This window comes from Bradyrhizobium sp. LMTR 3 (assembly GCF_001693485.1).
Lineage (GTDB): Bacteria > Pseudomonadota > Alphaproteobacteria > Rhizobiales > Xanthobacteraceae > Bradyrhizobium.
In genome coordinates this window covers 389868-409398 of sequence record NZ_MAXC01000023.1, presented here as the reverse complement: position 1 = coordinate 409398, position 19531 = coordinate 389868, and the positions used below count along the sequence as shown (strand labels likewise).

Annotated in this window: 14 protein-coding genes and 1 pseudogene; 7 read left to right on the top strand and 8 right to left on the bottom strand. The window is 62.4% G+C overall.

What is annotated here, in order from left to right; translation table 11 throughout:
- The first annotated feature begins 142 nt into the window (after positions 1 to 142).
- The 4 genes from LMTR3_RS19000 to LMTR3_RS18980 all read left to right on the top strand — a co-directional run bounded on the left by LMTR3_RS19000 (position 143) and on the right by LMTR3_RS18980 (position 6682).
- Entirely contained in the window at positions 143 to 2938 is a 2796-nt protein-coding gene (locus tag LMTR3_RS19000; protein ID WP_065746544.1) for a [protein-PII] uridylyltransferase, read from the top strand.
- A gap of 841 nt (positions 2939 to 3779) precedes the next feature.
- Positions 3780 to 5534, top strand: a complete 1755-nt coding sequence (locus LMTR3_RS18990) for a PAS domain-containing sensor histidine kinase (protein ID WP_245319936.1) — start codon at positions 3780 to 3782, stop codon at positions 5532 to 5534.
- Positions 5531 to 6202, top strand: a complete 672-nt coding sequence (locus LMTR3_RS18985) for a response regulator transcription factor (RefSeq protein ID WP_065746541.1) — start codon at positions 5531 to 5533, stop codon at positions 6200 to 6202. Before LMTR3_RS18990 ends, LMTR3_RS18985 begins: the two co-directional genes overlap by 4 nt.
- Positions 6203 to 6295: 93 nt before the next feature.
- On the top strand, positions 6296 to 6682 hold the full coding sequence (locus LMTR3_RS18980; protein ID WP_065746540.1) for a response regulator transcription factor: 387 nt from the start codon (positions 6296 to 6298) through the stop codon (positions 6680 to 6682).
- An 865-nt stretch (positions 6683 to 7547) separates the two neighbouring features.
- Here LMTR3_RS18980 and LMTR3_RS18975 read toward each other — a convergent pair.
- Positions 7548 to 8060 (bottom strand): annotated as a pseudogene (locus LMTR3_RS18975) (methylated-DNA--[protein]-cysteine S-methyltransferase); the annotation flags it as partial.
- 266 nt (positions 8061 to 8326) lie between these two features.
- On the opposite strand from LMTR3_RS18975, the gene LMTR3_RS18970 reads away from it, so the two are divergent.
- Together LMTR3_RS18970 and LMTR3_RS18965 are read left to right on the top strand one after the other, a co-directional pair.
- Entirely contained in the window at positions 8327 to 9550 is a 1224-nt protein-coding gene (locus LMTR3_RS18970) for an ABC transporter substrate-binding protein (RefSeq protein WP_065746539.1), read from the top strand.
- 371 nt (positions 9551 to 9921) lie between these two features.
- Positions 9922 to 11148, top strand: coding sequence for an ABC transporter substrate-binding protein (locus LMTR3_RS18965; protein ID WP_065746538.1), 1227 nt, complete (start codon positions 9922 to 9924; stop codon positions 11146 to 11148).
- A 111-nt stretch (positions 11149 to 11259) separates the two neighbouring features.
- Here LMTR3_RS18965 and LMTR3_RS18960 read toward each other — a convergent pair whose 3' ends face one another.
- Positions 11260 to 11685, bottom strand: a complete 426-nt coding sequence (locus LMTR3_RS18960) for a DUF1330 domain-containing protein (protein WP_065746537.1) — start codon at positions 11683 to 11685, stop codon at positions 11260 to 11262.
- Positions 11686 to 11830: 145 nt separating this feature from the next.
- On the opposite strand from LMTR3_RS18960, the gene LMTR3_RS18955 reads away from it, so the two are divergent.
- The gene (locus LMTR3_RS18955; RefSeq protein WP_065746536.1) at positions 11831 to 14050 is read left to right on the top strand and encodes a transglycosylase domain-containing protein; all 2220 of its coding nucleotides are present in this window, start codon (positions 11831 to 11833) and stop codon (positions 14048 to 14050) included.
- A gap of 145 nt (positions 14051 to 14195) precedes the next feature.
- Here LMTR3_RS18955 and LMTR3_RS18950 read toward each other — a convergent pair whose 3' ends face one another.
- From LMTR3_RS18950 to LMTR3_RS18925, 6 genes are all read right to left on the bottom strand, one after another.
- Complete coding sequence (locus tag LMTR3_RS18950) at positions 14196 to 15017, bottom strand: M48 family metallopeptidase (protein ID WP_065746535.1); 822 nt, start codon at positions 15015 to 15017, stop codon at positions 14196 to 14198.
- Between the two features lie 226 nt (positions 15018 to 15243).
- Positions 15244 to 16593: a polyhydroxyalkanoate depolymerase gene (locus LMTR3_RS18945; RefSeq protein ID WP_065746774.1), complete on the bottom strand. Its 1350-nt coding sequence runs from the start codon at positions 16591 to 16593 to the stop codon at positions 15244 to 15246.
- Positions 16594 to 16721: 128 nt separating this feature from the next.
- Positions 16722 to 17540 (bottom strand): ABC transporter permease, encoded by an 819-nt coding sequence (locus LMTR3_RS18940; protein ID WP_065746534.1) that lies wholly within the window; start codon positions 17538 to 17540, stop codon positions 16722 to 16724.
- On the bottom strand, positions 17537 to 18331 hold the full coding sequence (locus tag LMTR3_RS18935; RefSeq protein WP_065746533.1) for an ABC transporter ATP-binding protein: 795 nt from the start codon (positions 18329 to 18331) through the stop codon (positions 17537 to 17539). Before LMTR3_RS18935 ends, LMTR3_RS18940 begins: the two co-directional genes overlap by 4 nt.
- Before the next feature lie 135 nt (positions 18332 to 18466).
- Positions 18467 to 18682, bottom strand: coding sequence for a cbb3-type cytochrome oxidase assembly protein CcoS (ccoS, locus tag LMTR3_RS18930; protein WP_065746532.1), 216 nt, complete (start codon positions 18680 to 18682; stop codon positions 18467 to 18469).
- Positions 18683 to 18730: 48 nt separating this feature from the next.
- Positions 18731 to 19525 carry a DUF2189 domain-containing protein gene (locus LMTR3_RS18925; protein ID WP_065746531.1) on the bottom strand — a complete coding sequence of 265 codons (795 nt, stop codon included), beginning with the start codon at positions 19523 to 19525 and terminating at the stop codon, positions 18731 to 18733.
- Positions 19526 to 19531 lie beyond the last annotated feature (6 nt).

The following is a 19531-nucleotide window of genomic DNA, read 5'->3' as shown; positions in this document are numbered from 1 at the left end:
TCGTGGCTGCGCGCGTACCCCATCGGAAATCCCCACTTTTCCAACGGGTTATGGCTGGCATTCGCCGAGGCGGCGGCATAGCTTTGCGTTGATCGTACAATCGCCCGTGACAGCCCCTGCGCCGTCCGATATCGGGGAGATCATGGACAGCATCGTGACAGAGGACCGCTCCGGGGCGGATGACCGTTTCGATACCGCGCGGATCACCGCGGCGGTCGATGCGCTGGCCGAAAAACATGCCGGCCGCGAGGACGTGTTCCGCTCGGCGCTGGCGCAGTTGCTCAAGGCCGAGATGATCGCGGCGCGCGCCACAGCACAGGCCGTGCTCTTGAAGGATCGCCATGGCCGCCGCTGCGCGGAGCGGCTTTGCTTCATGCAGGACGAAATTATCCGTATCCTCTATGCGGCCGCGACGCGGCATCTCTATCGCTCGCACGTGCCCTCGGGCGCCGAGCGCATGGCGGTCGTCGCCACCGGCGGCTACGGCCGCGGCCTGATGGCGCCGGAATCCGACATCGATCTGCTGTTCATCCTGCCCTACAAGCAGACCGCCTGGGGCGAGCAGGTCGCCGAAGCCATTCTCTATTGCCTGTGGGACATGGGATTGAAGGTCGGCCACGCCACGCGCTCGGTCGATGAGTGTATCCGCCAGGCGCGCGGCGACATGACGATCCGCACCGCAATCCTGGAGACGCGGTTCCTGACCGGCGACCGGCCGCTCTATGACGAGCTGGTGGCCCGGTTCGATAAGGACGTCGTGCAGGGCACGGCTTCTGATTTCGTCACCGCCAAGCTTGCCGAGCGCGAGGAGCGGCACCGCCGCGCCGGGCAATCGCGCTATCTGGTCGAGCCCAACGTCAAGGACGGCAAGGGCGGCTTGCGCGACCTGCACACGCTGTTCTGGATCGCCAAATACGTCTACCGCGTGCGCGAGACCGGGGAGTTGGTCGAGCGCGGCGTGTTCGACGCGCAGGAATACCGCACCTTCCGCCGCTGCGCCGATTTCCTGTGGTCGGTGCGCTGCAATCTGCATTTCGTCTCGGGGCGCGCCGAGGAGCGGCTGTCGTTCGACATGCAGCGCGAGATCGCTGTCCGCCTCGGCTACACCGAGCACCCCGGCATGCAGGATGTCGAACGCTTCATGAAGCACTACTTCTTGGTCGCGAAGGACGTCGGCGACCTCACCGCGATCCTGTGCGCCAAGCTGGAAGAGGAGCAGGCCAAGCCCGCGCCCGTCTTGAGCCGGATGGTGGCGCGGCTGCGGCCGGCCGCCAAGCGGCGGCGGGTGCCCGACAGCGACGACTTCATCATCGACAACAACCGCATCAACCTCGCCGCGTCCGACGTCTTCAAGCACGACCCGGTCAACCTGATCCGCATCTTCCATCTGGCGCAGAAGAACAACCTCGCCTTCCACCCCGACGCGATGCGGACGGTGACGCGCTCGCTGAAACTGGTGAACAGCCAGCTTCGTGAAAATCCGGAAGCCAACCGGCTGTTCATGGAGATCCTGACGTCAAACGACGCCGAGACCGTGCTGCGGCGGATGAACGAGACCGGCGTGCTCGGTCACTTCATCCGCGCCTTCGGCAAGATCGTGTCGATGATGCAGTTCAACATGTACCACCATTATACGGTGGACGAACATCTGATCCGCTGCATCGGTTTCCTGCAGGAGATCGAGCGCGGCGGCAATGACGAGTTCACGGTCGCCAGCGACCTGTTCCGCAAGATCCAGCCCGAGCATCGCGCTGTGATCTATGTCGCAACCCTGCTGCACGACGTCGCCAAGGGCCGCCCGGAGGATCACTCGATCGCGGGGGCCAGGGTAGCGCGGCGGCTGTGCCCGCGGCTCGGCTTCAACACCGCCGACACCGAGCTGGTGGCGTGGCTGATCGAAGAGCATCTGACGATGTCGACGGTGGCCCAGTCGCGCGACCTCTCCGACCGCAAGACGATCGAGAATTTTGCCGCCGTCGTGCAATCCGTCGAACAGATGAAGCTTCTGACCATCGTGACCACCGCCGACATCCGGGGCGTCGGCCCCGGCGTGTGGAACGGCTGGAAGGCGCAGTTGCTGCGTACGCTGTATTACGAAACCGAGCCCGTGCTGACCGGCGGCTTCTCGGAAGTGAACCGCGCGCAGCGCATCGCGGTGGCACAGGCCGAATTCCGCGCTGCCTTCACCGAATGGCCGGAGGAGGAGCTCAATGCCTACATTGCGCGGCATTATCCCGCCTACTGGCTCAAGGTCGATCTGCAGCGAAAAATCCGCCAGGCGCGCTTTATCCGCGCCAGCGAACAGGCCGGGCATCAGCTCGCGATCAATGTCGGCTTCGACGAGGCGCGCGGCGTCACCGAATTGACGATACTGGCCACCGACCATCCGTGGCTGCTGTCGATCATCGCCGGCGCCTGCGCTTCCGCCGGCGCCAACATCGTCGACGCGCAGATCTACACCACCACCGACGGCCGCGCGCTCGACACCATCGCGATCTCCAGGGAATACGACCGCGACGAGGACGAGGGACGGCGCGCGACCCGCATCGGCGAGATGATCGAGCACGTGCTCGAGGGCAAATTGCGGCTGCCCGAAGTGGTGGCGCGCAAGGCCGCCAACCGCGGCAAGGTGCGCGCTTTCGTGGTCGAGCCCGAGGTCACCATCAACAACCAGTGGTCGGACCGCTACACCGTGATCGAGGTCTCCGGCCTCGACCGCCCCGGCCTCTTGTATCAGCTCACCACCGCGATCTCGAAGCTCAACCTCAACATCGCCTCCGCCCATGTCGCGACCTTCGGTGAACGCGCCCGCGACGTGTTCTACGTCACCGATTTGCTCGGCGCCCAAATCAACGCGCCGACCCGGCAGGCCGCGATCAAGAGCGCGCTGCTTCATCTGCTCGCTGCCGAGGACAACGTCGCCAAGCCGGCGGCGTGATCGATTATCATCGCTGCGCCGTAGGGTGGGCAAAGCGACCACGTCCGCCGTAGCTCCACGAGCGAGGGCGGAAGCGCGCCCACCATTCACGATAGCGGTCCGCCGAAATATGGTGGGCACGGCGCATGCGCGCCTTTGCCCACCCTACGCCGCTAACTGGTCCGTTCGGCCGCAGCCCGAGCGTGATACTCGAGCGCGATCGAGCTCGCAGCGACGAAGGTAAGGTAATTTGCCTGCGCAATCAGGAGGCCGAGATCGAACAGATCGAGTAGACCTTCCCAAGCGTTCTCTACCGGGACGGCGTTTGCTCGCCTGCCGCCATCGATAAGGGTGGGCTGGAACCTGCGGTCTCGGCGATTTGTTTCGGATGCGATGTCGTCAGAGCAACGGATTAGATGCAAGTGTGCTTTCGGCATATCAATCCCCGAAGTTCGGTCGGTGATCCCTAACGAGGCGGGTTTGATCACAGCGACGGTTGCGAGCGGCAAGGCGTCAGGTCATTGGGTCTTCCGTAACACTCTTCCCGCATGGCAATACCGGCGCTCTCCCGCCATCCGGTTAGCCAATCAGCGTATTCTTCGAGCAGGACCGGACCATTGAACGGAGGTTGATCCAAACGTTCCATTCGGTTGCGCGGACCATACCGAGGTTTAGGATCGCCGCTTGGCCCTTGCGCGACGGAAGATCGCGCCCGAGGAGCCACGGAGGACCAGCCAACTTTGCCCTCCGGGCCTGCGAAAAGCTGCTAGTATCCAGCCTGTTAGGAGGCGAGTTGTTGCCGCTGATGGACGCGAACACCTGGCGACGCAGCGCCGCTCGCGATGGCCGAGTGTCAGTGCTGATGATGCGGAAGCCGACGATAAAGTCCCTGAGCTCGGCCGAGCAATGGTTGCTCGGCAGCATGGCGCTGGCGTTGGGAGCGGTGGCCGGAATCTGGCTGCTGATCGGTCCCACACCGATGGCCGCGCCTCATTTCATTGCGATCGTGCTGCTGATCGCTTCGATTGCCGCCTCATTGATCATGATGGGCCTGGTGGGGCGTACCCGACGGCAGGTGGAAGCCATGCTTGAGGGCCGGGTGAGCGCCGAAGCGCGCGCGATCGAGACGCTGCGCCACAGCGAGGCGCAATGGAAGGAGGTATTCGAGCATAACCCGGTGATGTACTTCATGGTCGATGCGACCGGAACCGTGCTGTCCGTCAACACATTCGGCGCCGCACAACTTGGCTACACCGTCAGCGAATTGCTTGGGAAATCCGTGCTGAAAGTCTTTCCTGCCGACGAGCAACGCGCCGCCCAGAGCAATGTCGCCATATGCCTGGAGAATATCGGCCAGACCCACAATTGGGAGATATGCAAGGTTCGCAAGGACGGCTCAACGCTCTGGGTTCGTGAAAACGCCAAGGCCGTGCGGCGGCTGGACGGCCGATTGATCGTCCTGATCGCGTGCGAGGACATCACGGAGCGCAAGCAGGCCGAAAATGCGCTGCGGCAGAGTGAAATGTATTTGGCCGAAGCCCAGCGATTGAGCCGCACCGGCAGCTTCGGCTTGCGCGTCGCCAGCGGCGAGCTCATCTGGTCGGAAGAGACCTTCAGAATATTTGGATTCAAAAAGGCCCCGTCCATCAAGCTCGCCACCGCCATTCAACGCATTCATCCGGACGATCGCGGACGCGCACAACGGACCATCGACCGCGCGTCCAGCGAGGGCCGGGACTTCGCGCATAGCTATCGATTGCTGATGCCCGACGGCTCGATCAAGCATGTCCACGCCACCGCGCATGCGGTGAAGGACGAATCCGGCGCCATCGAATTCGTTGGGGCGGTAACCGATATCACGGCCCGCAAGCAGGCCGAGATGGAATTGCATGAAGCGCAGGCGACGCTTGCGCATGTCACGCGCGTCACTGCGCTTGGCGAACTTGCCGCCTCGATCGCCCACGAGGTGAACCAGCCGCTCGCCGCCGTGGTCACCAATGCCGCCGCATGCCAGCGTTGGCTCGACCGTGAGCCTCCCGATCTGAAGGAAGCGCGCGGGACAGTGGAAGCGATCATCAAGGACGGCAATCGTGCCGGCGAAGTGATCCAGCGGGTCCGCGCGCTCGTGAGCAAGGCGACCGATCAGAAGGCAGCGCTTCACATTAACGATGTCATCAACGAGGTCATCAGCCTGGTGCAGCATGAGCTGCTCAACCACCGGGTATCGTTCCGGCTCGAACTCTCCCCCGACCTGCCGCTGGTCATCGCCGATCGGGTCCAGTTGCAGCAGGTCATTCTCAACCTGGTCATCAATGGCATCGAGGCGATGCAGCCGGTCACGGACAGGCCGCGGGAACTGGTGATCCGGACATGCCAGGACGATATCAGGCAGATCGTGGTGACGGTGAAGGACTGCGGCGTCGGGCTGGCAGCCGAGAATGCTGGCCGCCTGTTCGACGCCTTCTTCACCACCAAGTCCAGCGGCATGGGAATGGGACTGTCGATCTGCCGCTCCATCATCGGCGCTCATGGCGGACGGCTGTCCGCGTCCGGAAATGCCGGCCCTGGCGCGACATTCCAGTTCACCTTGCCATCAAACCAGGAGGGAGCGCCGTGACCGGACGCCCGGCATCGCCTTCCACCCTCGCAACCGCCGAGGAACCGGTCGTCTTCGTCATCGACGACGACGCATCGGTACGTGAGTCACTGAGCAATCTCTTTCGCTCAGTGGGATTGCGCGCCGAGGCATTCGCTTCGGCTCACGATTTTCTGCAGTACAAGCTTCCGAATGCCCCCAGTTGTCTGATTCTTGACATCAGGCTGCCCCGGCTGAGCGGCCTCGACTTTCAGGCCGAACTGGCCAAGGCCGACATTCACATTCCGATCATCTTCATGACCGGTCATGGCGATATTCCGATGACGGTCCGCGCAATGAAGGCCGGCGCCGTCGATTTTCTGACCAAGCCTTTCCGCGATCAGGACATGCTGGATGCCGTAACCGCGGCAATCGAGCGCGACCGCAACAGCCGCGGCGAAGCGATGGTTCTCTCGGAGCTGCACACGCTTTTCGCGACGCTAACTCCCCGGGAGCGGCAGGTGATGGCGCTGGTGACGTCGGGGCTCATGAACAAGCAGATCGCGGCCGAAATCGGCCTGGCGGAGATCACCGTGAAGATACATCGCGGGCATATCATGCGGAAAATGGGAGCGAAGTCGCTGCCCGATCTGGTACGGATGGCCGAGCTACTCGGAATCGGGCCTGCATCCGGCCGGTCGCAAACCTAAGTATGATTTTCCCTCGCTGATTTGCAGCGCACTCTCCCGAGACGCGGCGGCACAGCAAAAAACATCCTCTGGTCGTCTCCAGAAAGTATCGCCTTGTCCAATCGGGCCATATCAATCATCGACGACGACGGGTCGGTTCGCGCCGCGACCCAGAATCTCGTCAGGTCGCTTGGTTACGTCGTCCATTCATTTGCGTCGGCCGAGGAGTTCCTGCAATCGCCGCATCTGAATGACACTTCGTGCGTGATAACGGATGTCAGAATGCCCACCATGAGCGGGCTCGAGCTGCAAGCTCATTTACTCGCCACCGGGCATCGCTTTCCCTTCATCTTCGTCACGGCCTTTTCGGTCGAAAGCGACCGCGCCCGGGCCATGAAGGCGGGAGCGACCTGCTTTTTGAGCAAGCCGTGCGATGGGGAAGCGCTGATCAAATGCCTCGAAGCGGCGCTGGCGCCAGATGGCGCGGCAGCAAGCAAATGAGCCGATCCGGGCGAGCCGGCATACATAAGGATGATCTCGCCAAACATCTGGACGAATTGAAGACAAGCCCCGACCGCGCCAGACTTCGCATCGTCCTTCGAGAAGCGAAGGGCGAAAAGCATCACACATTTTGACCAGCAAGTGGCAATTCCTCGGAAGGAGGTCGCCATGCGTACAGAACTGCGTTGCGTCGAGTGTGACAGCGAAGGCCCCAAAATAATCTCGCTGCGAAATCCAGCACGCGAACGCTATTGCGGGCGCTTCTGTCTCGACAAGGGCCACGAGAGTTTCATTCGCTGGTTACGGCGTGCCAATACGGAGATCGCGTCATGAAAAATTGTTGCGGAAATCCGGAATGCAAGCGTCCCTTCGGGCTGGTCCGGCGTAGCTGGTACTTCCAGCAGTTTTGTTCGGCGAAGTGCCGCGAGATCTACAAGCGTCAACTGGAGCGCAACCGGACATATTGGAAGTGGCTTTACCAGGTGCCGGAAACTGCGGCGCGCAGAGACCATCTATCGTGCCGGTGATCGCGGAGGAGCCAGCATGGCAACAGTAAATGCGATGCTGGTGGGCGCGTTACTGGCGTGGGGACCTCTGCTGATTGTATTCATCTATATCCTTCGCGACATGCGAAACGCGCCCCGTGACCCCGATTGACTTGAAACGGCGGAATGTCCCCAAACATCACTGCAAGCCGGCTCGCTCGATCCGCCGCTCCCTATTCTTGATCCCCTCGCGCTTTCATTGATTTGTAGGGTGGGCAAAGCGAAAGCGTGCCCACCATTTCACGTACGGCAAGAATGGTGGGCACGTCGCTGCGCTCCTTTGCCCACCCTACACTACGCGCTGCGCCCGTTCGCAGGCTAATCTCCACGCCCTCGTGCTTGAGCAGCCAGCGCTTGCGCTCCAGCCCGCCGCCGTACTTCACCAGCGAACCATTGGCGCCGATCAGGCGGTGGCAGGGCAGGACCACGCTGATCGGGTTCGAACCGTTGGCGTGGCCGACGGCGCGGACGGCGCGCGGCATCCGAAGTTTTGCGGCGAGCGCGCCATAGCTCATCGTCGTCCCTGCCGCGATCTTCGGCAGCGCGTTCCAGACCTTCTGCTGGAACGGCGTGCCGGCGACGCGCCATTCGATCGCTGCGAGGCGGTCGAGGTCGCCCTTGAAGTAGCCGGTCAAGGCGGCGCGCAAATCGCGCGGCGCCCGCCCGTTGTTCAAGTTCACCGCGCCATAATGCAGGCGCAGCAATTGCTTCATGCGCGGCTCGTAGTCCTCCCAGTCCAGCGCGCGGAGCAGGCCGTCCGCATCGGTGACCAATAGCGCCGTGCCGATCGGCGTTGGCAGGCGGTCGAGGTTGAAGCTCTCCAGCATCGTCATCCCTGAAAATTAGCGGCAAGCGACCCGCACTTTTCACCCAGCAGCGTGCTGGCGTCCACCCGAATTCCGATGCCGGTCGGCCGGATCCTCTGCGTGCGCGCGGCGCTCGCTGTGGTGCTGCTCTGGCTGGCGTAACGGCCTCCCCGTACCGCCTTGCATTGGCAAAACCGTTCCGCCAAACTCGCTTCCCAACGATGACGTCCGGCCTTCCGAACGGATGACCGGAACAGGATCATCGGTCGAGATCAAGGGAAGGGAGCGGCGATATGAGAAGTGGCGTTCTTCATCTGATCGCAGGCACGGCGGTCGCGATCGCGCTGGCGTCACCCGCCAACGCGCAGAAGAAATACGATACCGGCGCGAGCGATACCGAGATCAAGATCGGCCAGACCGTTCCGTTCTCAGGACCGGCCTCCGCCTATGCCGGCATCGGCAAGACGCAGGCCGCCTATTTCAGGATGATCAACGAAAAAGGCGGCATCAACGGCCGCAAGATCAATCTGATCCAGTATGACGACGCCTACTCGCCGCCGAAAGCCGTCGAGCAGGTGCGCAAGCTGGTCGAGAGCGACGAGGTGCTGTTCACCTTCCAGATCATCGGCACGCCCTCGAACGCTGCCGTGCAGAAATATCTCAACGCCAAGAAAGTGCCGCAACTCCTCGCCGCGACCGGCGCCTCGAAATTCACCGACCCCAAGAACTTTCCCTGGACCATGGGATACAATCCCAATTACCAGTCCGAGGGGCGCATCTACGGCAAATACATTCTGCAAAATCATCCCAGCGCCAAGATCGGCATTCTCTATCAGAACGACGATCTCGGCCGCGACTACGTCACGGGCCTAAAAGAAGGGCTCGGCTCCAAGGCCGCGTCAATGATCGTCGCCGAAGTCTCCTACGAGCTGACCGATCCGACCATCGACTCGCAGATCGTCAAATTGAAAGCAGCCGGCGCCGACCTGCTCTACGACGCCTCGACGCCGAAATTTGCGGCGCAAGCTATCAAGAAGGTTGCCGACCTCGGCTGGAAGCCGGTCCATATCCTCGACATCAATGCGAGCCCGGTCTCGGCGACGCTGAAGCCGGCAGGCCTCGACATCTCCAAGGACATCATCTCGACCAACTACGGCAAGGATCCGGGCGATCCGCAGTGGAAGGACGATCCCGGCATCCAGGCCTATTTCGCCTTCATGGACAAATATTACCCGGAGGGCGACAAGCTCAACACCGTCAACACGTACGGTTATGCGACGGCGGAATTGCTGGTGAAGATCCTGCAGCAATGCGGCGACAATCTCACCCGCGAAAACATCATGAAGCAGGCGGCCAATCTGAAGAACGTCACCGGCAGCCTGTCGCTACCCGGCATGGTCACCAACACCTCTCCGACCGACTACCGCATCAACAAGCAGATGCAGATGATGAAGTTCAACGGCGAGCGCTGGGAACTGTTCGGCCCGATCATCGAGGATACCGGACCGAGCGGTTAAGCTCGGGTTTTCGTCGGATAATCTCCCGTGTCCCGGACGCGGTGCAGCGCCCCTGGGCGATGCACCGCAGGGCCGGGACCCATCGCGCCGCACGTGGACCCCGGATCAGCAGCGCACCACGCCGCCGACGCGGCGCGCTGCGCTGCATCCGGGGAACGCGCGCTAGGTGCATAATTCCGCGCCCCGCGAGAGGCACTGGATTCTTTTTGTGCAGGCGGAACCCGCCTCCTTCCAAAAATCCTGCATCTCAACCGCGTCTTGCATTGCAACATGGCTTCCGCCACTATTGCGGCAGCGGTGAGGCGCGCCCGGCCTAACGGCAGCGGGCAAGCTCATCGGCTCAATCATAAACTCACGAGGAATGCAGCATTATGAGGAAGGGTATTTTCCATCTGGCCACCGGTACGGCGCTCGTGCTTGCGCTGTCGGTCTCGACGGCATCGGCGCAGAAAAAATACGACACCGGTGCGACCGATACCGAGATCAAGATCGGGCAGACCAATCCATTCAGCGGCCCCGCCTCCTCCTATGCCACGATCGGCAAGACGCAGGCGGCCTATATCAAGATGATCAACGACCAGGGCGGCGTAAACGGCCGCAAGATCAATCTGATCCAGTATGACGACGCCTACTCGCCGCCGAAAGCGGTCGAGCAGGTGCGCAAGCTGGTCGAGAGCGACGAGGTGCTGCTGACCTTCCAGGTTCTCGGAACGCCCTCGAACGCAGCGGTCCAGAAATATCTCAACTCGAAGAAGGTGCCGCAGCTATTCGCCGCCACCGGCGCGTCGAAGTTCACCGATCCGAAGAATTTCCCGTGGACGATGGGCTTCAACCCCAACTACTTCGTCGAAGGGCGCATCTACGGCCAGTACATCCTGAAGGAACATCCGAACGCCAAGATCGGCATCCTCTATCAGAACGATGACCTCGGTAAGGACTATCTGAACGGCATCAAGGCCGGCCTCGGCGACAAGGCTGCGAAGATGGTGGTGGCGGAAGCTTCCTACGAAGTCTCCGATCCGACCATCGATTCGCAGATCCTCAAGATCAAGGATGCCGGCGCGGACCTGTTCTTCTCGGCGACGACGCCCAAGCAGGCGGCACAGGCGATCAAGAAGATCGCCGAACTCAACTGGAAGCCGGTGCACATCCTCGACATCAACGCGACATCCGTCGGGGCAGTCATGAAGCCGGCGGGGCTCGAAGCCTCCAAGGGCGTGATCAGCGTCAACTACGGTAAGGATCCGCTCGATCCGACCTGGAAGGACGACCCCGGCATGAAGAAGTATTTCGAGTTCATGGCGAAGTATTATCCCGAGGGCGACAAGGACTCGAGCTTCAACTCCTATGGCTACATGACCACGCAATTGCTGATCCATGTATTGAAGGCATGCGGTGACAATCTGACCCGCGAGAACGTGTTGAAGCAGGCCAGCAACCTGAAGAACGTTCAACTCGACCTGCTGCTGCCGGGCATCTCGGTCACCACCACGCCGACCGACTATCGCGTCAACAAGCAGTTGCAGATGATGAAGTTCAACGGCGAGCGTTGGGAAATGTTCGGCCCGATCCTCGAGGACAAGGGTCCGGCGGGCTAGGCCCGTTGAGCCAACAGAATGATCGGCGGAAGAGCGATCGGCGGTCCTTCGGGACCGCCGATTTTTTGTAGGGTGGGCAAAGCGAAGCGTGCCCACCCTACGAATCCGGCGCTACTTCGGAATCTCCCCGAACGTCTTGCCGGCCGGCAGCACGGCATGGCGGATCAGGCGGGAATCCTCGACCGCGGCCTGGCGGTGCTTCACCGCCTCGCGGTAGACGGGATCGCGGATCATTTCCGCGAACGCAGTGACGCTTGGGTATTCGGCGATGAAGCAATGGTCCCAGCGCTCGTCTTGCGGCCCGATCAGCATCAGCTCGAACCTGCCCTGCCATACGATCCGTCCGCCGAGCCGTTCGAACACCGGTCCGCTCTCGCGCCCATAGGCCGCATAGGCTTCCGCGCCGGTCGCCTTGCGGCCGTCGGGATAGGCCGCCTCGGCGCGCAGCCGGACGAGGTTGAGCATGTGGATCGGACCCGGCCGGTCATTGGCTTTGAATTGCGCGAACACTTCCTTGGTCGGATCGATGTGGCCCATGCCGCCTTCTCCTGCAAACGCTGTCGTTTGCGCCAATCCTAATACGGCTCCGCCGCACCTCCTAATCCCGCATTAACCTTTCCGTAACCGACCCTTAAACAGCGACCGTTAGCGTGCGGCGGGACGGGTGTGAACGGCGTTTGGCATGGCGTGGGGACGGAAAAAGAGCGGCGGACGCAAGGAGCCGCTGTTCGGGCTTCCGGCAGCGCTCGCGGAGCTGCGTCTCTCGCCCGAGGATCGCATTCCGGCTGCCACCGACGACGACGACAAACCGAAAAAGCCAGTGCCGAAGCGCAAGCACGAAGACGACGAGGACGAGCCGCCGCGCGAGCGCAAGCCGCGTGGCGCCAAAAGCGGTGCGAAGCGGCGCTCGAAACGCCGCTTCAGGTTTGGCCGTCTCGTTTATTGGGGCGCGGTGCTCGGCCTGTGGGCGGCGATCGCGATCATCGGCGTCGTGGTCTGGGTCGGCGCGCATCTGCCGGCAATCCAGTCGCTGGAAATTCCAAAGCGCCCGCCGACCATCCAGATTGTCGGCATCGACGGCAGCGTACTGGCCTCGCGCGGCGAAGCGCCGGGCGCCAATGTCGCGCTGAAGGATCTGCCGCCCTATCTGCCGAAGGCGTTCATCGCCATCGAGGACCGCCGCTTCTATTCGCATTACGGCATCGATCCCGTGGGCATTGCACGCGCGGCGGTCGCCAACATCCTGCATCGCGGCGTTTCGCAGGGCGGCTCGACGCTGACGCAGCAGCTCGCGAAGAACCTGTTCCTGACCCAGGAACGGACGATCGCGCGCAAGCTGCAGGAAGTGGAGCTCGCGCTCTGGCTGGAGCGCAAGCACTCCAAGAACCAAATTCTCGAGCTTTACCTGAACCGCGTCTATTTCGGCTCCGGCGCCTATGGCGTCGAGGCGGCGGCGCAGCGTTATTTCGGCAAGTCGGCCAAGAACGTCACGGTCGCGGAGGCCGCGATGCTGGCCGGCCTCGTCAAGTCGCCGTCGCGGCTGGCGCCGAACCGCAACCCCGAGGGCGCGGAAGCACGCGCCGGAATCGTGCTCGCGGCGATGGCGGACGCCAAGTTCATCAGCGACGCCCAGGCCAAGGCCTCGATCGGACATCCCTCCTACAACGTGAAGCCGGCCGGCGCCGGCACCATCAACTACGTCGCCGACTGGATCGGCGAAGTGCTCGACGATCTCGTCGGCCAGATCGACCAGAGCATCGTGGTCGAGACCACGATCGATCCGAAGCTGCAGAGCGTGGCGGAAGCCGCGATCATCGACGAGCTGGCGGCCAAGAGCGTGAAGTTCCATGTCACGCAAGGCGCACTGGTAGCGATGACGCCCGACGGCGCGGTGCGCGCCATGGTCGGCGGGCGGAACTACGCCGAGAGCCAGTATAATCGCGCCGTCACCGCCAAACGCCAGCCCGGCTCGGCGTTCAAGCCGTTTATCTACCTGACCGCGATCGAGGGCGGGCTTTCGCCGGAAACGATCCGGCAGGACGCGCCGCTCGACCTGAAAGGTTGGCGGCCGGAGAACTATACGCATGAATATTTCGGCTCGGTGACGCTGACGCAGGCGCTGGCGATGTCGCTCAACACGGTCGCGGTGCGGCTCGGCCTGGAAGTGGGGCCGAAGAACGTGGTGCGGACCGCACACCGGCTCGGGATTTCATCAAAACTCGAGGCCAATCCCTCGATTGCGCTCGGCACTTCTGAGGTGTCTGTCATTGAGCTGGTCGGCGCCTATGCGCCGTTTGCCAATGGCGGGCTCGGCGTCTCCCCGCATGTGGTGACGAAGATTCGCACCAACGAAGGCAAGGTGCTGTACAGGCGCACGGCCGATCCGCTCGGCCAGGTGATCGGGCCGCGCCATGTCGCGATGATGAACACCATGATGCAGGAGACGTTGCTCTCGGGCACCGCGCGGAAAGCAGAGATTCCGGGCTGGATGGCCGCCGGCAAGACCGGCACCAGCCAGGATTTCCGCGACGCCTGGTTCATCGGCTACACGGCCAACCTCGTCACCGGCGTCTGGCTCGGCAATGACGACAACTCGCCGACCAAGAAGGCGACCGGCGGCGGCCTGCCTGTGGAAGTATGGACCCGCTTCATGCGCACGGCGCATCAGGGCGTGCCGGTGGCGGGCCTGCCGAACGCGCAGCGCGGCGGATTTTTGTCGAACATGTTCCAGACCGCGTCGCAGGTTGGTGCACAGCCGAGTCCCTCGGCGCCGGTCCCATCAGGCGGCGGATATCGGCCTGCGCCGGCGCGAACTCCCCCGCCGCCACCCAATCCAAATGCTCGCCCCGAGGCGGCGGCAGGACTCGATGGCTGGCTGGTGGATCGGCTGTTTGGAAGGTAGCGATACGCGCGCCACTTAGCTGGTCGTCATACCCCGCGAAGGCGGGGTATCCAGTACGCCGCGGCTTCTCAATGAATTACCACCGTCTCTGGAATACTGGGCGCCCGGTCAAGCCGGGCGATGACAGTAGTGCGTGTGGGAACAACTATTCCTCGACCCCGTACCGGTGCAAATCGTTGCCATGGGTGTCGAGCCAGCGCTTGGCGCGTTCGACGTGATCGCAGATGCGGTCGACGACCCTCCAGAACCTGGCTGAATGGTTCATCTCGACGAGATGCGCCACCTCATGGGCGGCGAGATAGTCGAGCACGTAAGGCGGCGCGAGGATCAATCGCCAGGAATACGACAACGACCCGGCCGACGTGCATGACCCCCAGCGGCTCGACTGATCGCGGATCGACACCCGCCTGACCCGCACGCCGAGTTCCGCGGCATAGGCGAGCGATGCCTTGTGCAGATCCTTGCGCGCTTCGCGCTTGAGAAAGTCGTGGACACGTCGGTCCATGTGATCGTAGCCGCCGGCCACGCACAAAATCTTCTCGCCGCTGTCGCGGGTTTCGGTCCACACCGTGCCGCGTTCGCCGGCGCGATGCACCAGGCGATGCGGCACGCCGCGCAACGGTACGATCGTGCCGGGTTGAAAGGGTGCAGCCTTCGGCAAACGGCCGAGACGGGCGGCGATCCAGCCGCCGTGAAGCTGCGCAAAGTCCTTGGCTTCCGCGAGCGTGCCGCGCGGCGGCATCGTCAGGATGGCTTCGCGATCGGTTGGATGAATGCGCAAGGTGTAACGCCGCGCCCGCCGATGTCGGCGCAGCCTGATCGCAAAGACTTGCGAGCAGTGTTTGACCAAAAGAGTCGCGGGTTCGGCGGGCCGCCGATAAAGGAGGGCGCGAGTAGCCATTTCTTGGAGTCCGGGGAGCAGGAGTTCGCCCGGATTCTGCCATATCCGCCGCCAAGGAAATCGCATCTAAATCGCTCGGCGCAAAAAACAAATCATTTGCCCAATATACAGGGGTTGGGCGGCGTTCAGCCCCTAGGGGCAGGGGCTGGAACCCAAAATTTCTGACGGAACCGGACGTCAAAAAGGCCATCAAGGAGTGAGTCTGAACTCACCCCTTGATTCGGCCGGAATCCGGATTGTTTGAATCTTCTCAGCAACTTATCGGCGACCCGGAATCGGTGCCGCCGACGCACTATTCGGCCGCACGGACCAATGTTGGCTTGATCTTAGCCGCTGACTCATTGGTACTCGTCGCCGACATCATGAAATCGGAGATGCGCGGCACGATTTCGGAACGGAATCGCGATCCATTGAACACGCCGTAATGTCCGACGCCCTTTTGCACGTAATGCACGCGGCGATGATCGGGAATATGGGGGCACAAAGCGTGCGTCGCTTCGGTCTGGCCGAGCCCGGAGATGTCGTCGTTCTCGCCTTCCACCGTCATCAGCGCCACGCGCCGGATCTTTGACGGATCGACCGGCTTGCCGCGATGGGTCATCTCGCCCTTGGGCAGCGCGTGCTTGACGAACACGAGGTCGACGGTCTGCAGGTAATACTCCGCCGTCAGATCCATGACCGCGAGGTACTCGTCATAGAACTCGCGGTGCTTGTCGACCATGTCGCCGTCGCCCTTCACCAGATTGTTGAACAGCGCCTTGTGCGCGTCGGTGTGGCGGTCGAGGTTCATGCTGATGAAGCCCGAGAGCTGCAAAAAGCCCGGATAGACGTCGCGCATCACGCCGGGATGCGGGAACGGCACTTTGGTGATGACATGGTTGCGGAACCAGTCGATGCCGCGCTCGGCCGCGAGGTTGTTCACCGAGGTCGGGTTGCGGCGGGTATCGATTGGGCCGCCCATCAAGGTCATCGACAGCGGCACGAAGGGGTCGCGCACGGCTTCCATCACGGAGACCGCCGCCACCACGGGCACCGAAGGCTGACACACCGCGATCACATGCATGTTGCCGCCGAGCACATGCAGCATCTCGATGACGTAATCGACGTAGTCATCGAGATCGAAGCGGCCCTCGGTGAGAGGAACCATGCGCGCGTCGGACCAGTCGGTGATGTAGACTTCATGCGTCGGCAGGAACGCCTCGACCGTGCCGCGCAGCAGCGTCGCGTAATGGCCGGACATCGGCGCCACGATCAAGACGCGCGGATGGGGCGCGCGCAGCGGCCGGGTCAGCTTGCGATCGAAGTGCAGCAAACGGCAGAACGGCTTTTCCCAGATCGAGCGGACCTCGACAGGCGTCTGGATGCCGTTGACCTCGGTGAAGTCGAGCCCCCATTCGGGCTTGCCGTAGCGGCGCGTGGTGCGCTCGAACAATTCGCAGGCCGCCGCGATTGATTTGCCGAATTGGGTGTGCGACCACGGATTAAGCGGGTTTTGAAACAGGATCTTGGTGGCGTCGGTCACGGCCCGTGCCGGATTGAGCGACGCGTGGCCCATTTCGTACATCCAGTACATCGGCGTCGTGAGCGCCGGACTGCCTTCGGCCACCAGCGGCGGTGCGCCGCCAAACTCACCAATCGGCATTTTATGTCTGACCTTCTGTTTGCGCCGCAGCATAGTGCAGAATGCGTAATATTGCGTCAATGCACCGAACGGGCCTGTCCACTCGCCAAAAGGCGTAGAAACCCCGGAAAACCACGGGAATCTGTGACTTATTCGCCACCCCCGAGCAAAGATCCGTGATGTTTGGCACTGCGCAAAAGGGCGAGGAATATCGCAAAGGAGGCGACGAACAGTACCGCGTTGATGGCCAGCGACCAGACCATCAGGTCGGCCCTGAACACGTGATCGATCAGGAGCGCGCGCATGCCCTCGAACACATAGGTCGGCGGCAACACCCACGCAATCCATTGCAGCCAGGCGGGCAGTACCGCGACTGGATAGTAGACGCAGGCGAGCGGCATCAAACCGAACATCATCGTCCAGACGATGCTCTCGGCGCCGAGCCCGTTGCGCAGCACCAGGCCAGAAACAAAGATCCCGATCGACCAGCTCGTGAAGATCAGATTGCAGAAGAACGCGATCAGCGGCAGGCCGATCGCGAAGAAATTGAAATCGAAGAAGAACAGCGCCAACAGCGTCATCGGAATCACGCCGATCGCGAGCCGGATCAGGCTCATGATCATCAGCGAGATCAGAAACTCGATCGGCTTCAGCGGGCTCATCATGAGGTTGCCGAGGTTGCGCGCCCACATCTCCTCGAGAAACGAGATCGAAAAGCCGAGCTGCCCGCGGAACAGGATGTCCCACAGAATCACCGCGCCGATGAGCGTGCCGCCGGCGCGCGCGAAGAAATTGTCATTCTGCGCGATGTAGTTCTGCAGAAAGCCCCAGGTGATGATCTGCAGCGCCGGCCAGTAGACCAGCTCCAACAGCCGCGGCCACGACGACATCAGGAGATACCAGTAGCGCAGCACCATCGCCTGGATGCGGTGCGCGGAAATCCCGTGATGGGTGGCGGTAGCGCTCATGGCGCGGTCTCCGCCACCCGGCCGCGCGCGACGTCGAGGAACACGTCTTCCAGCGTGGTGCGGTTGTAGCGCGCCATGATCTGGTCGGGACTGTCGTCATCCTCGATGCGGCCGCGCTTCATGATGATGACGCGGTCGCACAGCCGCTCCACTTCCAGCATGTTGTGCGAGGCCAGCAGGATGGTGGCGTCATGTGTCCTGCGATAGTTCTGCAAATGCTGCCGCACCCAGTCGGCGGTATCCGGATCGAGCGAGGCCGTCGGCTCGTCGAGCAACAGCAGCTCCGGCTGGTTGATCAGCGCCTTCGCCAGCGCGACGCGGGTCTTCTGTCCGGCCGATAGCTTGCCATTGGCGCGATCGAGAAAATCTTTCAGGTCGAGGTCGGAGGCGAGCCGCTCGATGCGCTCGGCGAGATTCTCCACCGCATAGAGCCGGCCGAAAATGGTGAGGTTCTGCCGCACCGTGAGCCGCATCGGCATGTCGACATACGGGCTCTCGAAATTCATCCGCCCGAGCACCTCGGCACTCTGCTCCGGCATCGCGTGTCCCAGCACCTGAACGCGGCCCGAGGTCGGCAGCACGAGCCCCATGATCATGGCAATGGTCGTGGTCTTGCCGGCGCCATTGCCGCCGAGCAGCCCGGTGACGCTGCCGCGCGCGATCCGGAACGAGATATCGTCGACCGCGCGGGTGGTCTTGTAGAGTTTTATCAGATGCGCAACCTCGATCGCGGCGGGACCTTGCGGCCCGGCCGCGGGCGATTGCGCTGGTACTGTCTCGCTATCGGCCATTACGGGGACGTTCATTGGGCCATAGCAGCGGCAAGCGCAAGAGCTCATCATGCCGAGGCCTGCCGCGTTCGCCAAAACCTCCGCGGACGGACAGCGGAATGCAGATCCCTTGCCTAGCTGTTGGACTTTCCTTTGTTAGGGGGATTCCGATCCTTCAGCATCGGCCTTGATAGCCGTGGAAGGCGTGCGATGTTTCTCAAGCACGGGGCCTTCATTGCCTTCGAACAGTATGCGCTGTGCGGCACCCTCAAGATCGTCGTATTGCCCATTCTTCAAGGTCCACATGAATGAGGCTAGCCCCACCAGCCCCATCCCGATCGCAATCGGAACCAGAAAGAAGAAATCGATCATGACAGAGCCTCGCGGACGTTAACGCCGTGAGCCCGGCGCGCTACAACGTCATGCTGCACCCGGCTGCACCGCGCGATAAGCGTGCCAAGTGGCATGTCCGAGCAGCGGATAGATCACGACCAGTCCAAGCATGGCAGTTGCAAGGCTCAGCAGGAACAGCACCAGCACGATTGTCGCCCAGATAAGCAGGACGCGCAGATTGCTCCAGACCAATGCCATGCTGCTGCCCATCGCGGTGAAGGCATCGACGTCCTCGTCCAGCAGCATGGGAACTGAAAAGGCGCTGATTGCGAACGAGAATGCGGCAAACAACCCTCCGACCGCGGTCCCGACCGCCAGCATCGCCCAGCCGGTCGGCGTGCTGAAGAGCATCGGCGCGATCCGATCGAGGCCCGGGAACGGCACCAGGCCGAAAAACAGCGCGTAAATGATGACGGCGGCGCGCATCCACACGATCATCAGGAGGCACAGCAGCACGCCGGTGAACAGAACCTGTCCCCCCGAGCGCGGTCTGACGAAAAAGAGATTGCTCCAGTGCACGGCTTGACCGGCTTCGATCCGGCGGCTCTTTTCATACAGACCAATGGCCAGGATCGGGCCAACCACCATGAAGCCGGCGAAAGCGGGGAACAGGATGTAGTCGCGGCCAAGCGCGACCAGGACGCCGACAAAGCCGATCGAGATCAAGAAGATGGTCAGGCCGTAAGCGATGCTCATCGCCGGCTGCGTCAGGCAGTCTCGCCAACCCAGGGCAAGCCACTTTAACGGGTCATCGGCCTTCAGTGGCCGGGTCCATCGATCGGGGATTGGAAGGGGCGAAGCAACCGGAGGGATTATCGGCACGGCGTT

Coding starts and splice junctions, on each gene's coding strand:
- LMTR3_RS18970 (WP_065746539.1), top strand. CDS start 8,327: ATGAGAAGTGGCGTTCTTCATCTGATCGCAGGCACGGCGGTCGCGATC.
- LMTR3_RS18950 (WP_065746535.1), bottom strand. CDS start 15,017: ATGCGATTTCCTTGGCGGCGGATATGGCAGAATCCGGGCGAACTCCTG.
- LMTR3_RS18955 (WP_065746536.1), top strand. CDS start 11,831: ATGGCGTGGGGACGGAAAAAGAGCGGCGGACGCAAGGAGCCGCTGTTC.
- LMTR3_RS18935 (WP_065746533.1), bottom strand. CDS start 18,331: ATGGCCGATAGCGAGACAGTACCAGCGCAATCGCCCGCGGCCGGGCCG.
- LMTR3_RS18960 (WP_065746537.1), bottom strand. CDS start 11,685: ATGGGCCACATCGATCCGACCAAGGAAGTGTTCGCGCAATTCAAAGCC.
- LMTR3_RS18990 (WP_245319936.1), top strand. CDS start 3,780: ATGATGCGGAAGCCGACGATAAAGTCCCTGAGCTCGGCCGAGCAATGG.
- LMTR3_RS18965 (WP_065746538.1), top strand. CDS start 9,922: ATGAGGAAGGGTATTTTCCATCTGGCCACCGGTACGGCGCTCGTGCTT.
- LMTR3_RS18940 (WP_065746534.1), bottom strand. CDS start 17,540: ATGAGCGCTACCGCCACCCATCACGGGATTTCCGCGCACCGCATCCAG.
- LMTR3_RS19000 (WP_065746544.1), top strand. CDS start 143: ATGGACAGCATCGTGACAGAGGACCGCTCCGGGGCGGATGACCGTTTC.
- LMTR3_RS18945 (WP_065746774.1), bottom strand. CDS start 16,593: ATGCCGATTGGTGAGTTTGGCGGCGCACCGCCGCTGGTGGCCGAAGGC.
- ccoS (WP_065746532.1), bottom strand. CDS start 18,682: ATGATCGATTTCTTCTTTCTGGTTCCGATTGCGATCGGGATGGGGCTG.